General features: G+C 45.8%; 21 protein-coding genes and 1 tRNA gene. 6 read left to right on the top strand and 16 right to left on the bottom strand.

The window, feature by feature from the left end:
* Window positions 1–377: hypothetical protein (locus QW597_02450; protein MEM0155449.1), on the top strand; the 377-nt coding region annotated here is incomplete at its 5' end.
* A 30-nt stretch (window positions 378–407) separates the two neighbouring features.
* On the opposite strand, the gene QW597_02445 is transcribed toward QW597_02450, so the two are convergent.
* Window positions 408–1259, bottom strand: a complete 852-nt coding sequence (locus QW597_02445; protein MEM0155448.1) for an aldo/keto reductase — start codon at window positions 1257–1259, stop codon at window positions 408–410.
* A 138-nt stretch (window positions 1260–1397) separates the two neighbouring features.
* On the opposite strand from QW597_02445, the gene QW597_02440 reads away from it, so the two are divergent.
* Window positions 1398–1739: a DsrE family protein gene (locus QW597_02440; GenBank protein ID MEM0155447.1), complete on the top strand. Its 342-nt coding sequence runs from the start codon at window positions 1398–1400 to the stop codon at window positions 1737–1739.
* 214 nt (window positions 1740–1953) lie between these two features.
* On the top strand, window positions 1954–2592 hold the full coding sequence (locus QW597_02435; protein ID MEM0155446.1) for an alpha/beta hydrolase: 639 nt from the start codon (window positions 1954–1956) through the stop codon (window positions 2590–2592).
* A 13-nt stretch (window positions 2593–2605) separates the two neighbouring features.
* On the opposite strand, the gene QW597_02430 is transcribed toward QW597_02435, so the two are convergent.
* The 11 genes from QW597_02430 to QW597_02380 all read right to left on the bottom strand — a co-directional run bounded on the left by QW597_02430 (window position 2606) and on the right by QW597_02380 (window position 14743).
* Complete coding sequence (locus tag QW597_02430; protein ID MEM0155445.1) at window positions 2606–3736, bottom strand: PLP-dependent transferase; 1131 nt, start codon at window positions 3734–3736, stop codon at window positions 2606–2608.
* The gene (locus QW597_02425) at window positions 3729–4652 is read right to left on the bottom strand and encodes a homoserine kinase (protein MEM0155444.1); all 924 of its coding nucleotides are present in this window, start codon (window positions 4650–4652) and stop codon (window positions 3729–3731) included. Before QW597_02425 ends, QW597_02430 begins: the two co-directional genes overlap by 8 nt.
* Window positions 4653–4749: 97 nt before the next feature.
* Window positions 4750–5502 (bottom strand): ABC transporter permease, encoded by a 753-nt coding sequence (locus tag QW597_02420; GenBank protein ID MEM0155443.1) that lies wholly within the window; start codon window positions 5500–5502, stop codon window positions 4750–4752.
* Window positions 5486–6385, bottom strand: a complete 900-nt coding sequence (locus QW597_02415; GenBank protein MEM0155442.1) for an ABC transporter ATP-binding protein — start codon at window positions 6383–6385, stop codon at window positions 5486–5488. Before QW597_02415 ends, QW597_02420 begins: the two co-directional genes overlap by 17 nt.
* Before the next feature lie 112 nt (window positions 6386–6497).
* The gene (locus QW597_02410; GenBank protein MEM0155441.1) at window positions 6498–7418 is read right to left on the bottom strand and encodes a hypothetical protein; all 921 of its coding nucleotides are present in this window, start codon (window positions 7416–7418) and stop codon (window positions 6498–6500) included.
* Between the two features lie 650 nt (window positions 7419–8068).
* Window positions 8069–8143, bottom strand: a tRNA-Glu gene (locus QW597_02405).
* 74 nt (window positions 8144–8217) lie between these two features.
* Complete coding sequence (locus QW597_02400) at window positions 8218–9252, bottom strand: mRNA surveillance protein pelota (GenBank protein ID MEM0155440.1); 1035 nt, start codon at window positions 9250–9252, stop codon at window positions 8218–8220.
* Window positions 9236–9712, bottom strand: coding sequence for a Mut7-C RNAse domain-containing protein (locus QW597_02395; protein MEM0155439.1), 477 nt, complete (start codon window positions 9710–9712; stop codon window positions 9236–9238). The genes QW597_02400 and QW597_02395 overlap by 17 nt, the downstream gene beginning before the upstream one ends.
* Window positions 9699–10268 carry a flavin prenyltransferase UbiX gene (locus QW597_02390; protein ID MEM0155438.1) on the bottom strand — a complete coding sequence of 190 codons (570 nt, stop codon included), beginning with the start codon at window positions 10266–10268 and terminating at the stop codon, window positions 9699–9701. Before QW597_02390 ends, QW597_02395 begins: the two co-directional genes overlap by 14 nt.
* Window positions 10269–10308: 40 nt before the next feature.
* Window positions 10309–10872 (bottom strand): hypothetical protein, encoded by a 564-nt coding sequence (locus QW597_02385; GenBank protein ID MEM0155437.1) that lies wholly within the window; start codon window positions 10870–10872, stop codon window positions 10309–10311.
* A gap of 112 nt (window positions 10873–10984) precedes the next feature.
* Window positions 10985–14743 carry a hypothetical protein gene (locus QW597_02380; GenBank protein ID MEM0155436.1) on the bottom strand — a complete coding sequence of 1253 codons (3759 nt, stop codon included), beginning with the start codon at window positions 14741–14743 and terminating at the stop codon, window positions 10985–10987.
* 120 nt (window positions 14744–14863) lie between these two features.
* Between QW597_02380 and QW597_02375 the strand changes: the two genes are divergently transcribed.
* Genes QW597_02375 through QW597_02365 form a run of 3 tightly spaced genes read left to right on the top strand, consistent with a single transcriptional unit; the run spans window position 14864 to window position 17418 of the window.
* Window positions 14864–15880 (top strand): type II glyceraldehyde-3-phosphate dehydrogenase, encoded by a 1017-nt coding sequence (locus tag QW597_02375; protein ID MEM0155435.1) that lies wholly within the window; start codon window positions 14864–14866, stop codon window positions 15878–15880.
* Window positions 15880–16848 (top strand): DNA repair and recombination protein RadA, encoded by a 969-nt coding sequence (gene radA / locus QW597_02370; protein ID MEM0155434.1) that lies wholly within the window; start codon window positions 15880–15882, stop codon window positions 16846–16848. The genes QW597_02375 and radA overlap by 1 nt, the downstream gene beginning before the upstream one ends.
* Before the next feature lie 54 nt (window positions 16849–16902).
* The gene (locus tag QW597_02365; protein ID MEM0155433.1) at window positions 16903–17418 is read left to right on the top strand and encodes a regulator; all 516 of its coding nucleotides are present in this window, start codon (window positions 16903–16905) and stop codon (window positions 17416–17418) included.
* Window positions 17419–17421: 3 nt separating this feature from the next.
* Here the strand turns inward: QW597_02365 and QW597_02360 are convergent, their stop codons facing one another.
* From QW597_02360 to QW597_02345, 4 genes are all read right to left on the bottom strand, one after another.
* Entirely contained in the window at window positions 17422–18507 is a 1086-nt protein-coding gene (locus QW597_02360; protein ID MEM0155432.1) for a 5-(carboxyamino)imidazole ribonucleotide synthase, read from the bottom strand.
* A complete protein-coding gene (purE, locus tag QW597_02355; GenBank protein MEM0155431.1) occupies window positions 18504–18974 on the bottom strand; it encodes a 5-(carboxyamino)imidazole ribonucleotide mutase in 471 nt (156 codons plus the stop codon). The genes QW597_02360 and purE overlap by 4 nt, the downstream gene beginning before the upstream one ends.
* Before the next feature lie 82 nt (window positions 18975–19056).
* Entirely contained in the window at window positions 19057–20109 is a 1053-nt protein-coding gene (locus QW597_02350) for an L-threonylcarbamoyladenylate synthase (protein MEM0155430.1), read from the bottom strand.
* A 98-nt stretch (window positions 20110–20207) separates the two neighbouring features.
* Window positions 20208–20955: radical SAM protein (locus tag QW597_02345; GenBank protein MEM0155429.1), on the bottom strand; the 748-nt coding region annotated here is incomplete at its 5' end.

Here is a 20955-nt window from a genome sequence, read left to right as displayed (position 1 = left end):
CTCCACCCCCACAGTCACGTGTAAGGGCACTGAAGACACTAAGCGCCGAAAGTATCAGCACATGGATCTTCCTTGGACCAGTGATGAAAGGTTTGAACGATTCAAGAGAGAACCTCAGAGAGGTTATATCTGCTGCTGCAGAAACTGGATCGAGGATAATCTTTGACAGATTTGAAATTTACAGAGGAGCTTCCCGCCTGATTGAGAAAGCGGGGTTGAACCTTGACACTCTTAAGGACTCCTCTGGAATGAGTCCATGGTGGGAGTCAACCAGATACTCGATAGAGAGTTTATGTGATTCGTTTGGGGTAACATGCACGTATCAGCCTGAGGAGTGGAAATATGAAAGAGACAGGATTTTCAGGCCACTTTTCTAGGTCGTATCTATAGATCGGTGAGGCACCACATCAGGCCGGAAAAGCATCATCGAGCACCTTCATGTCCTCGGTGTCGAGATTTATCGCACCTGCATTCAAGTTTTCCTTTACGTGACGCGGGTTTGATGCACGAGGTATTGGGAAAATCCCCTTCCACTTGCTTGTCAGCCATGCAAGCGCAAGTGTAGACGGTTCCCGTAATCCGTGCTTTTTCATTAAATGATCGGCTGCTTCTGCAGGCCATCTATCCTGTCCTGAGAGTTTTCCATGAGCGAGCGGAAAATAAGGCAGTACTGCAATATTATTCTCAATGCAGTGTGGCAGGATATCTTTCTCTATATTCCTGTGCGCTAGGCTGTAATTCATCTGTGTGGATGTTATCTCATATTTCTTGGTCGCATCTTCCGCTTCTTCCATCTGTTTCATGCTGAAATTGCTTATGCCAAAATGCCTTATCAGGCCCTGATCGACGAGATACTCCATAGCACCAATGGTTTCCTGTATCGGTACGCGGCCGTTCGGGAAATGTACCTGGTAAAGATCGATATAATTTGTATTAAGGTTCCTCAAGCTCTTTTTGCACGCCTTGATGAGGGAATCATGGTGAAGGTGGGATCGCCAGACCTTTGTTGCGATAAAGAGATCTTCTCTTTTCCTGCCTTCTATTGCTCTGGCGACAATGTTCTCTGAGCCATAGAGCTCCGCAGTATCGATCAGGTTTATACCTCCATCGAGACCAGTTTTGATGGCTTCGAGATGTTTGGCAACATTCGGCTGTGCCCTGAACAACTTTGCAGTAACTATCCAGCCCGGATCATAATACGTTCCCATGCCGATTATAGATGTCTTAAACCCTGTCTTCCCGAATTCCCTGTATTCCATGGATACCCGATAGACCCATACAGATTACCCATATATATTATGACAGTTGAGAGGATAGCGTTCATAAACTAAAGTGACAGCTTGAAACGAGAGCTTGACATGCGTATCAATTAATATTCATGTTGTAATAACCCTTCTATGACAAAAGTCTTGTTCCTGATTGTGAGCGGTGAAGAAGCAAGTGCTAAAGCAGAAGCGGGTATAGCCGTCGCTGCCAGATCTCTATCGGCAAAACGATATGATGACTTGAAAGTCCTGTTCTTCGGGCCAAGCGAGAAGTACATAGCTGAGGCGGATGGATCCACAAGAGATATGATCAAGCAGCTAGTAGATGGAAAAGCTGTGGATTCCGCATGCGTATTTATTGCGGAGAAAGGTGGGATAAAGGATAAATTGCTGTCATTTGGCGTAGAACTGATGCCTGCTGGAGAAAGAATAGCACATTACGTCAACAATGGGTACCAGGTCATAACATTCTGATCTTGTCCCAATTTATCTGAATACCATTTTCAGCATCCTTCCTGCAATATAGGTAAACATCAGAAGATCTGCAACCAGATAGGTAGTAAAACCCGACAGGTTCTAAGGCCAGGCGCGGAGAGTGCGGCGCGTAGAAACCATAGGACATTGGGTCAATATATGAAACAGATTCAGCGATTAAAAATGCACAAATACTAACAAATGATATACAGCCATGATAAACGAGACCATCGTGAACCTGGGTGGTTCAAAAGTTTTCTACAGATCAAGGATTCAGCCAGGAAATAAGGTATCCATAATCCTGCTACACGGAAGAAGCTTTACTTCAGAAATCTGGATTGATTCAGGGGCATTTGAAAAATTCGCGGAACTTGGTATGAACATATACGCGCCAGACTATCCCGGTTTTGGAAATTCCACGGATGATAATTTATATAAATTTTCCAGGAACTTTAAGAATTCGTCTAAATTTGTTTTCGACTTTGCCAGCAAACTCGGACTAGACCAGTTTATGCTTATGGGAGCTTCTATGGGTGGCGGAATAGCGCTCAGGACAATAATAGACTATCCGGAACTTGTCTCCAGTGCGATAGTTGTTGGCGCCGCCGGCGTTGGTGCCATGAGGGATGAACTTGCGAAGATCGGGTCACCGCTCTTAATAATCTGGGGTGAAAACGACGATGTTATCAAGAAAGATGACGGAGTTATGCTAAAGGGGCTAGTCAGGAATTCTGATCTTGAGATAATAGATGGTGCGACCCATGCTGCTTATCTGGATAACCCTCAGGGTTTCTTCGATAAAGTCGCTTCCTTTGTGGAGAGACAGAAGAGCGTTTCATCGGCGAAAGCCTGATGCCCGAGGCCCTTCAATCCTGTATTTTTCTCATTGCATAATCGAGATCGTTCATTAGATCAGCTATATCCTCAAGACCGACAGAAAGCCGAAACAGGTCACTCGTTATACCGATTCTCTCCTTTTCTTCGACAGAGAGGCCACGATGAGACATGGTAAATGGGTGGGAAATAGTTGTCTGCGATCCGCCAAGTGTGTTTGCCGGAATGCAGTGGTGAAGATTCTCCATGAATTTTTCTTCTTTTCCCTTTGCATTCTTTACCCGGAAAGATACAACGCCTCCAAACCCCCTTAGTATATTCCCTGAAAAAGAGTGATCGGGATGATCAGCAAGGCCCGGATACATGACCTCAGATACCAGCTTATGATCCGATATCCACCTGGATACTTCAAAGGCAGAACGATTTATGGCGTCCATCCTGACCTTGAGAGTTGTGATTCCCCTCATTACGAGGAATGCCGTGTTTGGATCCAACGAAGTTCCCAGTGTGCGCCTCAGATCATCCACCTTCTGGACAGCAATCTCATTTCCAGCAGCAAGCCCGGCTATAACGTCATTGTGGCCTGCTATGAACTTAGATGCACTGTGAATTACAACGTCTGCGCCAAGGGCAAGCGGGTTCTGGTTCACAGGTGTCGCAAGTGTGGAATCGACCATGACCATGCATCCCGCTTTTTTTGCGGACCTGGATATTGCTGGGATGTCGTTAACACGGAGAATGGGGTTGGTTATGCTCTCGAAGAAAACTACATCCGCACCTTTTTCAATTTCTGAAATCATGTTATCGCTGCCGGGATCCACGATTCTGACAGATACATTCCACCTAGATAGAAAACTGGTAGCAAATTTGTACGTCCTTGCAAACAGATCCCTCGGGACAATAATCCTGGATCCCGGCTTGAGATGAGCTAGGAGGGTAGTGGTAACTGCGCCCATTCCGGAAGAGAACGACAGGCCCGATTCAGCACCCTCGAGGTTGGCTATCCTTTCAGAGAGAGCTTCTACCGTGGGGTTTGATTCCCTTGAATACCTGTATCTTTCCCCAAGTGGCATCAGGTATGCGCTTGTCTGGTATATTGGGAATGATAACGAACCAAATTGTTTTTCAATTTTCCCGCTTACGTACCTAGTATTGTCATTCAACGAAGGCACCTCCAGCTATATCGCACTTGCAGTATGTAAATGGCACCCCAGTCCTGGCAAATATAGATTCAGCTTTACTTATAATTGATCTGATGTCTGTCCGTGAGTCTGTGAATTCCAAAATGCTTGGCCCAGCGCCGCTCACGGAAACGCTTATGGCACCGTTCTTGAGAGACATTTCCTTCACTTCCGGATAGAAAGGGAACATAGGGAGCCTTGCCTTCTCCACAATATCATCGTGCATACTTTCCGCGATAAGGTCACGATCTCCGTTTTGCAGCCCCATGATTAATCCAGACAACCTCCTTGAATTCTGTATATGGTCTTCCAGCGTTACGCTGTGAGGGACCATCTCCCTAGCCTTTCTGGTCTTTTCGGCAATATGTATCTTGGGGATCAGCAACAGTATCTTGATCCGCTCATCCATGGAAAATTTCCTGACCTTGACTGGAGATGTTGATTGCACAAAGGCAATTTCCCCAAACAGGCTCGCCGAGACATTGTCCGCATGCGGAGAACCTGAAGATGCACGTTCTCCTTCCATCGCAAACCTGACAAGGTCGTTCAACGGGAGATCAAGGCTGAACAATTCATTAATTGCTTTCACTGCTCCAGCCGCGGAAGATCCACTGCTCCCCAGACCCAGGCCGTACGGTACACCCTTGTGGATCACTATTTTAATCGCGTCTCTTATTCCTGTTTCATCCAGTAATGCTCCAGCCGCCCTGCCAGCCGTATTGGCGAGGGGATCCCCGGCAATACCTTCGCAATCAACGGCGATCCTTTTTTCAGACCCATGGTCAAGCGGATAAACTGTGATCCTGTCAGAGAAAGCTGTATGTGCAATGGCCAACGTATCAAAACCTGGTCCAAGATTGGCTGAGGATGAAAAGGAAACGGTACTGCATTCTTTCATTTTTTTCCGTTATATTTTCTAGAATAAATCCGTTAACTTCTATAATATTATCCAGGGTAATAGACCAATATTTACCAAAGATATTGATCAAAGAGTTTCAGATTTCTCTCCATCTCGATCGCTTGAGAGCAAGGTACGTTATCACAACGGTGATACCTACCAGTATGAGCCAGTAGAGTAAAACTGTAGCCACAGAGAGACTCTGGAATCCAACTGCGTTCTGGGCTATCTGGGCTGCGTATGTTGTTGGAGAAATATATGCCAGATACCTGTACGGTATGGGAATATATGATATTGGGTAATAAACGGGCGGGATCGTGGTAAGTATAGGTGAGAGTATTCCTGAAAAAGCCCAGCTCTGGACTATGTCAGATGATAGAGTGGATAGGAGAAAACCAAGTGAAATTGAGAACGCGAAAATTGTAACCATGTCAAAGAATATAATGAAGGCACCAGCCACGTCAGTTTTTACGAACAGTACATTGAATATTACCAGCAGGGAAAGCGTCGGTATGGAATAAACAATTTCCGACAGTGCCATTCCAAACACGTAAATGCCAGGGCCGGTTGGTGAACTGACAACCATATCCTGGAGCCTCATGTCGTTCTTCAGGTGAGATAAGTCACCCTGCATTGCAGTACCGCTCGTTACCATTGTCATTATCAACGCTCCTTCGGCGGCAACAGGCAACAATGTCCCTTTGCTTGCGAATGTCACAACTGCCAGGATAGACAATGGCGCCAGAAGCGTGCTGATCAGTGTGACGGGATAGTTAAGCATGGCGTATACGGAATTGACAAGAATCGAAGCATAAAGTTGGCTACCCCTGCTTCTATTCACCCTCTTCATCCCCATTTACCAGAGTCTCAAATATCGTATTGAGTGATATTTCCTGAACTGTAAACTTGATATGTTTTGATAGCAGATCATTGACGATTCCATTTGCCCCATCCTCAGTGGTATAAACTTGCGTAACATTGTTTGGGAGTGCTTTGGCTTCCCCATCCAGTTCCCCGACTACATAGTTTCCTGAAAAGATCCGTATGCTCAGTGGAAATTTTGTCAGCCCCCTAAGTTCCTCAAGCGTGCCAAATCCCACCAATCTGCCATGGTTCATTACCCCAATTATGTCTCCCAGTTCCTCTGCTTCCTCCAGATAATGTGTTGTGAGAACAATGAGTCTATCCTTCTTAAGGGCCCTGAGGATTCCCCACAATTCTTTCCTTGAAATAAAATCCAGGCCTGTGGTAGGCTCATCCATGAATATGAGCGTTGCTTCGCTGGCGAGTGCCGTTGCAACCAAAACCTTTCTTTTCTGCCCGCCAGAAAGGTTTCTGTTCTTCTGTTTTTCCTGATCTTCCAAACCCAGCATCCTGAGCGTGTCTTTTCCCATATTTAATGAGGTGGAATGAGTATAGCCCCTCCACATAAGATATGAGGTTATGGTTTGCAGGGGAGTCATCCAGGGAACAGCCCTTGCCTCCTGCGGCACAGCAGCTATTAGTTCCCTGATTTCCCTTGCCTGCTTGATTACGTCATAGCCATTTACGCTGGCTTTTCCAGCACTAGGCATCAGTTGGGTGGACAACACCCGTATCAGGGTTGTTTTGCCTGCTCCGTTTTTACCTATTAGCGAGAAGATGCCATTATGACTTAAGTTGAAGGTTACCTCATCCAGTGCAAGGTTACCCCCGTAATAGGTCTTTGAGAGACCGGTTACCTGAATATCCACGCAGAAGTATTATAAATCTGTATAAAAGGGATAATCCTTATTAAAATCCGATGATCAGCTGAGACATTGATGTTCATATTTTCAACTTAATTGATGCTTCGATTCCGCTTCCTCATGCCCATTCCCAGATTTCCTGGCTGTAATCGCGGACTGAACTCAGCCTGAAGGATGAGTCAGGGACCTTTCTTGAAGCCACATACAGCATTTCAAGATACTCTCTCAGGAGAGCCTTGGGTAGAAAAGCAGAAGCTCTCAGTTTGTCGCCATTGATCTTCATAATGGTAGCGGCCCTTGGAATGTGGCGTTCGTTCGCGTCGTTTCTAACACGGTTCACCAGCGGGGAGTCTATGTCAGCTGCATAAAGTCCGCTTCCCTGTGAAACACTTCGCCAGGATGCTGGAACATTTGATTCTGTAGTTATCGCAAGTGCCTTCATTTTTTCCCTTTCACTGTGGGAGTAATTTACTTCAAAAAACGCATCTTTCATCCCCGATTTGACGATCTCCCCCGGCAGGTCCGTTTCAAAGGAGACAAATGAGAGCGGAATTCTCCTGTTCACTGCGTTTAGTGCCTGTATGCCTCCCGGATCAGGTCCGAGGGCTACAATTTCCATGTTATTCATCAAAGATAGTATCTCCCCAGCTAAAGAGGATATTTGGCCTAGGTCGGAGACGTGAAACCTGTAATCCGCACGGACTCTGGAATTAGAGAGATAGATGGAACTAGGGATTATTGTTTTCACCGAGAGTATTTTTTCAATGATGTCTGAAACCGCACCCATCTCACTCGATTTCAGTTTTATGGTCAGCAGATCGCCCCGCATAAGATGGCTATATGCACCTACAATGCTTTCTATGTGTCGAGCCTTTTCCCCCTGAATGAAGAGGTCAATGAATTCCTCACCGTTTGTCCTGTCCAAATGCAGAGGCACCTCACCGAACTCCTTTTCCACGAGAGGGATTAGAGGATGATTCTGTACCATAGAGACTGAAAACTGATAACCTATGACTTTATCTACGTCCCTGTATAACATTGTCACGCTGTTTTTACCCCCACCGTATCAATTTCTACTATACCAAGGTTGAATTGCACAAATTTTTGATATTCGGAACTCCATCCATTCGTCTCAACCCTCTTAAGGTTAATAAGTATTGTTATGGTCAGACCAGTATGCCACGGGCATACCGCTTTGCATACATATGGATTTGGATGATAGTTCTCGTATTTTCCAACTAATTTGGAAAAATAAAAAATGTCTGGCAGAGTTGATATTCATGGATCATTCATTCATCCATATATGCGATGAATGATGTTGCGAGGCTCATGAAGTTGCTTCTCACCAGCATAATGAACCATTTATCAACCACGTAACAAACACAAGGGCAGAGGGGATAGACTCTATGATAGCATTGATAGAAAAGATGGCCTATGAGTATTTTCGAAGGAGATGCGAGATTGTAGCCCTGAAGGCAGGCGTGAAATTTCACCCGCATATTGGCAGGCATACCTATGCGACAGAGCTTGTGAAGCAGGGTGTGTCCGTATACTATATTTCCCGGCTCCTGGGGCAGGAGGATCTGTCCAGCACCCAGGTATATCTCCATCCGTCCCAGGACGCAGCAATACAGGAGGCAAAGAAGGTGAAATTTTTTCTAGTACAAAATCCAGCGGGAATGGAGCTGATGCTCCGACCGGGATTTGAACCCGAGTCGTCGGCTTGAAAGGCCGAAATGCTTGGCCGGACTACACCATCGGAGCGCTCACGGAATAACGCTTCAGGTTATATTTATCTTTTCGTGATTGTACAGGGATTTGGCTTGACGTAAACCGCATCAGTACCGAAGTATGGCACAGTACCCGCCAAAGCTCCTTACTAGCCTTCCTGCCTCTGTCTCCGAGCTGAAGATATGTATTGAGCATCCTGAATGTGTGGCGCCATCAAGCACAATACGTGATCTTTCCTTTCTAAATTCCTCTTCAGTAATCATGAGTTTATCTGCGGCCCCTGCTTCAATTGATTTCAGCACTGTTTCATAGCCGTAAGCAGCTTTCTCTCCCAATTTCAGGTCCCTCATGAACTCTTCAATAAGCCTTCCCTCCTTGAGCAACCTGGATTTTGAAAATATCTCGTCGCTTTCCGGTTTTGTCAGGAATTCGTATACTGCGCTCTGGTCTGACCTTGAGGTCGAGAAATTGTAGATCTGGTATTTACCGACATCATTGTCTGCCCTTAGGAAGGAATAGAGGTGATCGTGCGTAAACCCCGGACCGAGAATCAGGATTACTGAATCCTTTTTCAACATGGGTTTCAAGGTGGAGGAAATTTCCGCAAGGTATGTTTTTTCTGAATAATTGGATTCATAGTACTTTCCGGACTTAAGCGAGTCTATCCTTCCAGCTACCTGTATTCCATAGCTTCGCATTAGAGACAACGTAGCTTGTTCATCGTCTAGGCTGATGAATATGTATTCCTGGCTGAAGTTGTGTGACTGAGCCTCCTTTATAAGTTTTGACTCCTCAGTGTTCCATTCTATCTTCCCTAGGTCAAATGAAGTTCCGGGGGATATGAGGAAAGATTGATGTTCACCACGCAGATCTTCGGAATCCGAAACAACGGTACCCAGGATCTTTAACCTATCCACAAATTCCTGAAACTCGACACTTTCTATCCTTATGGTTAGATTTACGGGTTTTCTGGACTGTTCCTTGGATCTGATAAGATCGTCCTGCTTTTCCATTCTCCTCAGGACGGTCATCCGTATCTCATCTCCCGGGCGGAAAATATTGTGAAGATACCACAGATCATCGATGTCCTCGACGTATATGGTTTTCCACGCTTCATCCTTTTGATCAGCTAGGATTCTCATCTTTCAGACCTTTCAATTTCGCGATCTTTGCGGTTATCCTGTCAAAGTGCGATCCTTTCCAATATGTCTTGCCACAGTTGTTGCAAACCATGTATTCCTGGAACCTTGACCTCACACCTGCCGGAATGAAACCTGCTGTTGGTTTACTTTTCTTTTCCAGTATACCATTGCATTCAGGACACCTTGTCATGGCTAACTCCGCGCTGATGGGAAACCTCCCGAGAACAGTTCTTATCTGATCATCCAATTTGAATGATCTCAGGAGAAGTGTTCCCTCCAATCGATCAGATAGTTCAATATCCATCGTTATAAGCCTGCGTTTATTGTGAAGGCATTTCTTGATTATATCGCCATCGGATATTTCACTGCCGGCATACTCTGTGTCATAGCCCATAAATCGCATCCATCGGCACAATTTTCCGAGCATCCCGTCGACTAGGAACTTCTCACTCTGGTCCATCCCATCTCCTGATGAGTTCATTGCTTACATCCATCAAGTCAAGCACCCTGGACACCATGAAGTCCACCATATCATCAACATTCTTCGGTTTGGTGTAGAAGGCTGGCATATATGGTGCAATTATGACCCCCGCCTTTGAGAGCCTGACCATATTCTCAAGCGTTATTGTGCTCAATGGGGTCTCCCTTGGGACAAGGATCAGTTTCCGTCTTTCCTTGATTGATACCGAGGCGACCCTGGTTATTAGCGAGTCGGCAATTCCGGAGGATATTCTTGACAATGTAGAAGTGGAACACGGCATTATAACGGCAGAAGAGAATCTGAAACTTCCTGAGCTAATTCTGGCTGCAATGTCTTTATCACTGTATACGTGTTCCGCCAACTGCTCGACTTCCGAAACAGCATATTCTGTTTCCTGGCCGATAACTTTTTTCGCACTGTCCGAGATTACGAGGTGCGTACCTTTTCTACCCAGCTGCTTAAGGAGTCGTATGCCAAGGATACTCCCGGAAGCCCCGGTGATACATACTACCCTATCCTCAACTTTACTGTTCATCAGATTTCTTTCCCAGGCGTATCCACGAAATGCGCCCCGTTTATTTTTTCCTGTTGAATATGAAATAAAGCACGAATATAACGCCAACCAAGGCGACGATCGATCCAATTTCCTCGTATTCAGTGCTGGTGCTGTGCACAACCGGAAGAGACCAGGAGAAAGCCGGATATGCTCCAGCGTCCAGTGCCTGTATATTGGTGTAACCTTTTATCTGGGATTGCAGGTTCTTTGTCTGGTTGAATGCAAGTGACATATTCTGGACACTGGGAAAGCCTATATGGGAAAGAGCACTGACAAACTGGGCACCATAGTAGTTCAGTCCGGAATAGCTGAGGTCAAATAAAATGAGCGGCTGATACACATCAAGAGTGAAGTTATGTGTCACGTATGATCTGTTATCTATTATATCTGCCAAGAAACTGTTCCATTCAGGTGTCGAGATTGTATAGTGCGTCCCCTCGTTTGGGTTTGTATAATAAGTTACCGGCGGAAGGGTGGCAGGTGGTGGCGTCAGGGTCGGTGCTGAAGCTGAGGCAATCGCTGGCCCCATAACAAGCGCCATTACCGAAAGAACAGTTATTATTGCAACAAAAGAATGATTCATCTATACCCGCTTAGTTTCTCCCTATCTATAACCTTTTTAAAAATCTTTTCCATATTTTTCGTACGACCGTAGTTTTGGAAGTGGAGGATAATTTCCTTAGATCTTGTGGCGTTCATGGTTTTTCCCGCTCATTGACAAAGATATATACGTTTCCGCTGAGGTCCCGTTCTTTCCTAATATCACGCTGCCTTGAAAGATTCCTGATCTGTCGCATTGTGGAAGCTTTCGGTATTCCTGCCTTCCTGCCAATTCTCGTTACATCTGAAATCTCCTTGCCAGAGTTCTTGAGTATGCAGTCCCTTGCCTCATTTCTCTTTGTCAGAGATCTCACGTAAATGAACACAATTGCTGAAAATAAGGCAGCCATAGCCGCAAACTCTGGGTAAAAGCCCACAACGAAGACATGCCTGGTCAATATGATTACATGCCCGTCATACTCGAGCGTACATGTTACATTCGAATAGCCAAGCGGGAGGTTAGCTGAAGAGTGTGACCCTGTGCCGATGAGGACTCCATTTATGTACCAGGATTCGTTAATGTTCTGTATTTCTGATCCCCTCATACTAAGGCTGAATGCTCCATGTTGGCCTAATATGCTCGTATCCATTGATGCTGTGGTCAGGTTTACGTAGTATGTTACGTTGCATACTATGATCTTGGAATTATTGGAATTCATGCATTCATCGACCGCGGAAACTGTGATATTGAACTTGCCGTTGGAGGGAAAGACAACAATAATGTTTCCTGTCTCCTCCGGATCTTTTACCGAAAATGTTCTGTTTCCAGCACCTAAAGTCATCACGGTTATCGGTACGCTGTCATGGAGGACGTAATGTATCACCGTGTAATTCGAATATCTCAACTGGTACCCAGAGGCTGAAATATCTATCTCTGGATTCGAACGTGAATACATGACAGTAAAATTGCAGTATGCGGTATTCCCACTTGAAGAGATTTCTTTCAGTGATACGTTATAAAGCCCCTGCCCGTACGGGAGATTCATGGTCTCATTTATCAGATCCAGATATCCAGTATCGAAATTGTCTCTGGTTAGGCTGTAATATGATCTTTCTCCGGAGGATGGTTCAATGCCCGTATTGATAAGCGTACTGTTAGTATAATATATATAACCGCGTTTGCCCTGAATCACAGGTATTGTGTTGTTAACCATGATGTGGATCTCCCCAGATGTTGATGATCCGCTCAGGGAAATTGCAGAGTACTTCAGTGTGTATATTCCATTTTCGTTGAACCCAGCTGATTGGGCACTCACACTCACATTCAGGCTGTCATTTCCCCAAATACTCTCCACTTGCGCACCTGATGGGGAATAGAACTCTGCATCAATGTGCGCTGTAACGTTGGAGGATATTTCCGCAGTAAAGGTGTCATTGGCAGAATTCCCAAAAAATGAATACTGTCCCATGTCACTGGTATTTACGATCAACCCCGGACCATATTCCATCACCGTAATGTTGTATTCATGAGCAGGGAGTATTTGACCATCCGGCAATACAGGCACTATCAATATGGCAAAGCTTCCGTTCCAGAGAGATAGGTTGATACCGGCTTTGCTGGTGCAATAATTAGTGTCAGCCTTATCACTGAGAACAGAGATGGTGTATCGCGATACGTTTTCAATCCCGGACCATCTCATAGCAATGTATGGAGTCATGAAATATTCCCCGTTGTAAATGTTTGCACTGAAGTTTCTGCCTGATGTGTTCATCAGATCAAACGAGAGGTAATGGTGGAAAACCATTCCATACTCATCAGTGACGTTTATCTCGAACTGAACCGGCCCAGCTTTCATGGACTGTGGGACATAAATCCTGTTGTCAGGCTGCTGCGACGATAGCATAAATGTTTCTGATGAGATGTTTTCCCCGATGTTCCCCATTATTCCCGTAACGTTGATCCAGATGCCTTCGCCGTAATAGATTGCGCTGTTGTTTGCAGGTTGTGAATCGATTACGGGGTTGTCGTTATCCACGGTACAATTTATATTTCCTGAGAAAGTGTATCCTGCCCGGTTTACTGCCCTGACCTGCATCGTAAAAACCCCACTAGCTAGGTACGAAGAGTTTATTGCGACGCTCTCCCCGCTTGTGAAGAAAGTCAAGTTTTCAATAGTCATATAGATCCCATAGCTTAGCGCGGATAACACATTGAAATCCAGTGTAGATTTCCCCCTGATGAAGAACTTGCTTGGAAGTGACATTGTGATGTTTTTTCCCGAGAATGCATCAGTTCTGTTCAGGTAAAGCAGTGCAATTTCAGTTGCATTTATTTCCGTTCCAACTGTTTGATTCGAATTGAACCAGAGAGACGAAAGCTGGTAGCCTGGAATTTTCATGTCGATGAAGGATGAGTTCTCAAGAAACAGGCATTCGCCGTCATAATCTATGACTTGGAAGTCCCCCTGATAAATTGGATGAGCGCTTGATTGTCCGACCTCCTCTGGAGTGTTGCCGTTCATTATGAAGGATGTCCTATTCTTGCCGATCCCGCTCTCTAGTATGGAAAAGAGCCCATGAGAAGATGAAGTCGATCCCGTGACATTTATGATCCCGTCATAATCCGAGAAGCTCGAATGGTGTACCACCTGAACTGCCGTACTGCCGGAGGTGAGGGAGATGGTGATCAAGCTTTCATTTGCCGGACATAAATCTGTGATATTGACGTGTATACCATGAACTTCCGCATCGATCATCCTGTACGAATTAACTGGATTCCACAGAGAGAAACATCCGGAAGCTTCCGAGTTGTTCTGCAAGACCTGCCATTCTAGATTTCCGTTACTGTTGAAAACGAGCGCAGAAGAGTTATCAACAATAAAAACTCCTGCCGCTTCCGCGATACCTGTCAGGTTGTACGTTCTCATCAAGCAGGATGTGGTGTTGTAATCAAAGATCTCACTTCCTGACAAACTGGTGGCAAGGATAATGACACTCTCCCCTGCAGAGTAAATACCGGTGATATTCATAGATCCATTCAGATGCAGTGTAGCAGAATCTAAGAAGGTATGATTCTCGTAATTGAAAGAAATCAGGTCGTAATTCTGGCCCATATAATACATGGAATTAATATTGGTCTGCGCAACTGCCTGATTAAATGAGGGCCGGAAATTTCGCGGTATGCAAGAGGACAAATTGCCCCAGTTCTTATCCAGTGATATCGCTGGAAATAAACCGTTTCCACCGGGACTATCCGTTATGTTATACAGGCAGATCTCAGAGATTGTACCCCCTGCCATTACTGAAAGGTTGCCGGTAAACTGCAATGGAGCGTCAATGCCAACTGGAAGCGTCTCCTCGCTCGTGTTGTTTTGAAGCAACTCCATGTAGAAAGCCCGCCCGTAATCTGGCGAAAAGAAGAGTTTCAGGTCGTAATACTTGTCCATCGCCGGTTCTGCCGACAGGTGATAACTATTCCCAAGTTCGGAAATCACCGTTGAATTCTTGCCAGAACTGATTGAAATTTCCGAGATTTCAGTTGCCCCGTAATATATTGGGAACTCAATATCGGTGTCACCTAGGCCTAAGGAAGAGTTCCAGGTAAATCCCAGCTGGATATTTGTGCACCCGGATGCATTGAATTTCATATCTAGGAAGGAGGACACACTGTACTCGTCTGTAACTATACCTATGCCTGTCCCATATTCCCCCCTAATAAGCGAAACGTTGGAAACCTGGCCGTCGATGGAAAATGACACCATACTCTCGTTGACGGGAAAACCGCCAGTTTCTTGGCCAGAGAAACTGTAATAGTCCGATCCTATTGAAATATGGTTTGTACTTGGTTGGGCAATACCCTGAAACGGTATAAATAGCAATAATACCATAACTATAAGAAATTTATGTGATGCCATTTCTCCAATATTTTACCGAAACTTAAAAATTCTTTTGCATGCGCTCCTCTGACGCGGGATATGGCTTTTTAATTTTGCTCAAATAAGCTCTTTATACCTCTCTCCAATCATGACATTATCATGATAAAAGTAGCTGTAAATGGATACGGTACCATAGGCAGGAGAGTGGCTCTGGCGGTTGCACTCCAACCCGACATGAAGGTTACCGGCATCGTAAAGACCACCCCGGACTATCTTTCCAGACTGGCATCTAGGAAATTTGACATCTACGTCCCTGACGAGAATGCTTTTAAAAGGTTCAAGGAAGCAGGGATAGAGGTTTCAGGTCTTCTACCTGACCTGATCGCCGAAAGTGATATCGTGGTTGATTCTACACCCGAAGGCATCGGAGAAAAGAACAAACCACTATACACCGGGAAGGTAAATGCAATTTTTCAGGGAGGAGAATCAAGCAATGTGGCTGAGGAGAGTTTCAATGCCTACTCCAGTTATAAAGACTGTTATGGAAAGAAATCTGTGAGAGTAGTATCCTGCAATACAACCGGTCTGGCCCGCAGCCTCTATCCGATTCACTCGTCTATGGGAATAAATCACGTAAATGCGACACTGATCAGAAGAGCTGTAGATCCCAATGACAGCAAGAAGGGCCCTATTAATGCAATAGAGCCCAGCCTGAAGTTCCCATCACATCATGGTCCGGATGTCAGGACGGTGATCAAGGGTCTTGACATAGATACGGTTGCGGTAAAGGTACCCACGACACTCATGCATGTGCATGTCGTGGAGGCAAAGCTGAACAAAACGTCTACAAGAGCTGAAGTAATAAACGCCTGGAGGAACTACAGGAGAATCAGGATAATATCCGGAAAGGACGGCCTGACTTCAACAGCGCAGGTAATGGATTACGCTCGTGAAGGAAACCGTGACAGATCAGATCTTTACGAAATTGTTATCTGGGACGAAAGCGTAAGTGTCCGGGGAGATCGTCTTAACTATATTCAGGCAGTACATCAGGAAAGCATAGTGGTACCTGAAAACGTGGATGCAATAAGGTCGTCCATGGGGGCAGCCGAACAGAAGAAGTCCATAGATCAGACTGATCAGAGCCTGAAAATTAACGACGGGGTGTTCTATTAATGCCTGAAGAAGAGAAAGAAACGAAAAAGATCACGATTGAAGACCTGCCCGGTGTAGGAGAAGCAACGGCAGAGAAATTGAGAGAGAACGGTTACGATGACATTATGACTCTGGCTGTGGCTTCGCCGAAAGACCTGTCAGAGGTAAGCGGGATCGCGGAAGGAGCCGCCATAAAGATCATCAACGCCGCCAGAAAGGCAGCTGACGTAGGAAATTTCGAAACCGGAGAAGAGATCCTTATCAGGAGAAAGAATGTGAGGAAACTCACCACTGGAAGCAAGAATCTTGACGACCTGCTCGGCGGTGGACTTGAGACTCAGGCTATAACAGAGTTCTTCGGAGAATTTGGATCTGGGAAGACACAGATCATGCATCAGCTTGCCGTAAACGTCACAATGCCATTCGAGAGTGGCGGACTTGAAGCCGAGACGATGATTATTGACACGGAGAACACCTTCAGGCCTGAGCGTATAGTACAGATGGCTAAGGCAAAAGGACTCGACCCTGAGGAAACACTCAAGAGAATCCACGTTGCGCGCGCATACAATTCTCACCATCAGATCCTACTTGCGGAGAAAGCTGCGGAGCTCGCGAAGGAGTATAACATAAAGCTGGTTGTTGTGGATTCCCTGACTTCTCATTTCAGATCGGAATACATGGGGAGAGGGTCCCTGGCGGAAAGACAGCAGTTGCTTAACCGGCACATGCATGACCTCCTCAAGTTCTCGACCATATACAATGCCATAATCGCCGTGACAAACCAGGTTTCGGCCAGGCCTGATGTTTTCTTTGGAGATCCCACGACCCCTATTGGCGGAAACATCGTCGGACATACTGCCACATTCAGGGTATACTTGAGGAAGAGTAAAGCTGGGAAAAGGATTGCAAGGCTTATAGATTCACCTTTCCTGCCCGAGGGGGAAACGGTCATTCAACTGTCAGAAGATGGAGTAACTGACGGCACATAATTCTGCGCTGGGCGTCAAAGCAAAATTTATATAAATCTTCTATTGGCTTACTATATGTGGGATCAGATCAGGAAAAAATTTGTTCATAATCCATCCCAGCAGAAAGTGGTCAGCAAGATGATTTCAATTGGCCTGAACGTCGAGCCGGACCTTGATTCTAAGCTGAGAATCTATTGTGATGGGATAGAGATAAAACCCAATTCACTGGCCGCGGCAATAAATGTGGATAGGAGAGTTGTCGTCGAAACACTCCGTAAAATATCCACGGACCCTGTTCTAATGGAGTTTTTCAGGAATATAAGGCCAGTTTGCAACCTTGGAGTTGCCAGCTCTAAGGTTGGCATGGGCGTCATCGAAATACTTCCGGATTCAGCCAAGAGGCCGGGAATAATATGGGGAGTTTCAGAAATCCTGGCAAGGGAGCACATAAGCATTCGTCAGGTTATTGGAGATGACCCTGATCTTGTTGAAAACCCCAAGGCAACCATCGTAACTGATGCCCCGGTACCGGCCTCCCTTCTATCTAGAATAAAGGCGGTTCCAGGTGTGCAGGCAGTGGTAATTCTCTGAGGGTCAGATCAGCTTTGCCAGATCGTTTCCGTAAACTACGGCCATAACCTGGCCGAGTTTTGTCTTCAGCCCGTTCTCGGTTGAAGAAACACAGTTGACGTGTCCCATTTTCCTTTTTCTCCTGATGTCATTCTTCCCATACCAGTAAATTTGCGTACTTCCTATCTTAAGAATGCTGTTCCTTTTTATCGAGTCTAACCCTGTACCTATTATGTTCACTATGCCGCTTGGTGAAAGGAGTTCCGGGGACCCCACAGGGAGCCCTGTAATGGCCCGAAGATGCTGCTCAAACTGTGATATGGATGATCCAACGAGAGTGTGGTGCCCGGAATTGTGTACCCTCGGCGCGAATTCGTTAATTATTGGCTTTCCAGCAACTACGAAGAATTCAATCCCCATGACTCCGACGTAATTGAGCGTGTACACCAGTTTTCTAGCTATATCAAGCATTCCCTTATCCTCTGTTGGTGCAAGATTGTTTATGAGGATTCCGTTCATGTTAAGGTTATAAGACGGCGTGTGTGCCGATATCTCCCCTCTTGTGGATCTCGAAACGATTATTGACGCTTCGTATTCATAATCAATGTAGTCCTCAATGACGTATTTCTGTTCGGGCATGCCTTCTGGAAGATCCTGGTCTTCTTTGAGATAATATTGCTCCTTGCCATCATACCCGCCAGATACTGCCTTTATGACACACCGGCCAAAATCTTTTCTTGCCCTCTTAAGTTCCTCAGGTGACTCGGCTATGGCAAACCTTGGTATGGGAAATCCTGCAGCCTGTAGAAACTGTTTTTCCCTGCTTCTGTCCCTTTTCAATTTCACCGGTTCTATTCCTGGCCTGAGTTTTTTCTGTTCACTTGCGTATTCAAGCGCATTCTCATCCACGTGCTCGAATTCATAAGTGACAACGTCACACTCATCTACAAATTCCCTGTATTCACTGTACGCGAAATGCCTGTCTGCAATCCTTGAGGCTGGATCCTGTTGATCTCCGCCTAAGACGAAGAATTCGTCCCCCAATTTTCGTCCTTCCAGGATCATCATCCATCCGAGCTGTCCGGAACCGATAATGCCTATCCTGCTCACAGTGATTCACCAAGTACGCGCTTTTCCTCAGATTGCATGTACTCCTTTAGCTTCACGACCAGATCATTGTATTTAATGGAAAGAATACGGATTGCGAGAAGCCCAGCATTCCTTGAATTCCCGATTGCTACCGTTGCCACCGGAATTCCGGACGGCATTTGCACAATTGACATTAGAGAATCCATGCCATTGAGATTCTTCGTCGGGATTGGAACACCGATCACAGGAAGGTATGTAACGGAAGCTGTCATGCCAGGCAAATGAGCAGATCCGCCTGCCCCGGCTATGATTACCTCTATGCCTCTTTCCGCGGCACCTGACGAGAAATCAATCATAAAGCGCGGTGTTCTGTGAGCGGAAACGACCCTGGCTTCAGTTTCAACACCAAAGTCCTGGAGCACCGTGATTGCGTCCTTCATATATTCATAGTCATTTTTGCTTCCCATTATGACTGCGACCTTCTTCATACATATGCCACATACGGAAATGATTTAACTATTTATCTTAAAATGATCCGCGAATGTGGCTCTATACCGGCTCAAAGCCGTATCAGTGCAGTTTGCACAGAACATTCTTCAGTTCATTTTCGTCAGATACAATGAATCTGGAAGCTTTCCTAATGCGATTCATCATCGCAATGCCTATTCCTCGCTCCTCCAGAACATGAATGACTCCGCACCTGCTGTCCGTATCGTCTAACAGCCTGAAAGCCTTGAACAGATTATATGCCACTTCATATGGCCTGGATTCATCTCCCAACCTCAGATTCTTCCCTGGTAGCCCTTCCAGGGCCTGGTCAGTTCCGATCAAGGTGATATCTCCATACATTTCCGGTATTTTCCGGAATGTCTTGGTATCAATAACCAGAATAAGTGGCTTCCTTGGAGAATAATGCGTATATTTCATGCCTGGGGACAGAGGCTTCGTATCCTCGTGAATTTCCATCGCTTTCGGATCATAGACCACCTTTCCGATGAAAGGTTCAAGGTCTTCCAGGGAAAGTACTCCAGGCCTGAGCATTTCGGGGGGATCCACTGTCATATTTACTATGGTCGACTCGATTCCGAAATATGTTCTGCCGGCGTCAAGAATCATATCAACCAGGCCGCTGAGCTCACTTATCGCATCGGAAGAATCAACGATGCTGGGCCTAGTAGCTATGTTTGCACTGGGTGCAGCGATAGGTACACCACTTTTCTCAATTAACGCAAGTGCCAGAGAATTTGCAGGCATGCGGACAGCGACCGTCAGCAGGCCAGCGGTTACGGTGTCCGGAACCGTGACCCTGCGTTTCAGAATCAGGGTAACGGGACCGGGCCAGATAAACTCCATGGCCTTTCGGACTTTTGCTGGAATCTCCTCGCAGAGCAGATCAAGCTGTGAAAGATTACATATATGGACTATGAGTGGATTGTCTACCGGTCTTCCCTTAACTGAAAATATCTTTCTGCTCGCTGATTCCGAAAGGGCATTCGCACCAAGTCCATAAACTGTCTCGGTTGGGAAGACTACAGTGCCCCCATCCCTGATTATCCCAGCAGCCTGATTCACAATCTCTGGATCGGGATTTACCTGATCAACTTTGAGCACTATGGTATGCATTTATGTCCGACCACCGAATCTGCCTTCTCTATAATATAGATGTCGAAGTTCGCGAAACATATCTAAAAAAGGGATATAGATGAAAATTTAAAAATTGCTTACACACTTGACAGCGAAGCCAGGCTCGTGATTTCCTTGTTGCTTTCGTTCCCCCATCTCTTGACTTTCTCGATATCGACGCCCCTCTTCTTTGCAATGTTTTCAACTGTGCGAAGCATTAGTCTTCCACCAAAGGAGATTATTCCGCCTGTGCCAAGTCTTGCAAAGAGATTTCCGCGCGTATCCCTGAAACCATCCCTTGACGCCATCTTCGCAAGATGCCTGTATGATGCATAGTATACTGCAAGCATTGAAGCCGAGAGCATTTCTGTGTTCAGGTTCCTGGACTTTATCCTTCCCAGCGGAACGTTGAGCAGTGGAGTGACTGTAAACTCAAATGGTCTTCCATCTACGAATGAACTGCTGAGCCTGTTTATCATAGCCACTGTGTCCCAGTTATCCTCGTCTGTTTCACTTTCTTGCCCTACCTGCAAAGTAAAAGCCGGTCTCCAGTAATATCTGGTTTCCGTCTGTACACCCTGCCAGACTATGTCATGCCAAGACCCGTCCGGCCCAATCTTCAAGGGAAGCGTCTTGTTCGGCATGTGCTTTTTTGCAAGTTCCTCGCTCCCGGTTTCAACACCAGTCTGGACACCGATCCAGTTTCTTGGACTTGCTTTCAGTATTTTTGAAAAATTTGAGATCATGTCCGGGTAGCCCGCAGGGATGGAAATCCTTCCATGTGTAGGATTGGAGGTCTTCACGCCCTTAACTCCCATTGCCGCACTGAAAAGTTCGCTTATTGCC

This window comes from Thermoplasmataceae archaeon (assembly GCA_038729425.1).
Lineage (GTDB): Archaea > Thermoplasmatota > Thermoplasmata > Thermoplasmatales > Thermoplasmataceae > B-DKE.
Note: the sequence above shows the minus strand (reverse complement) of the source record. Positions and strands in the feature narration are given on the sequence as shown.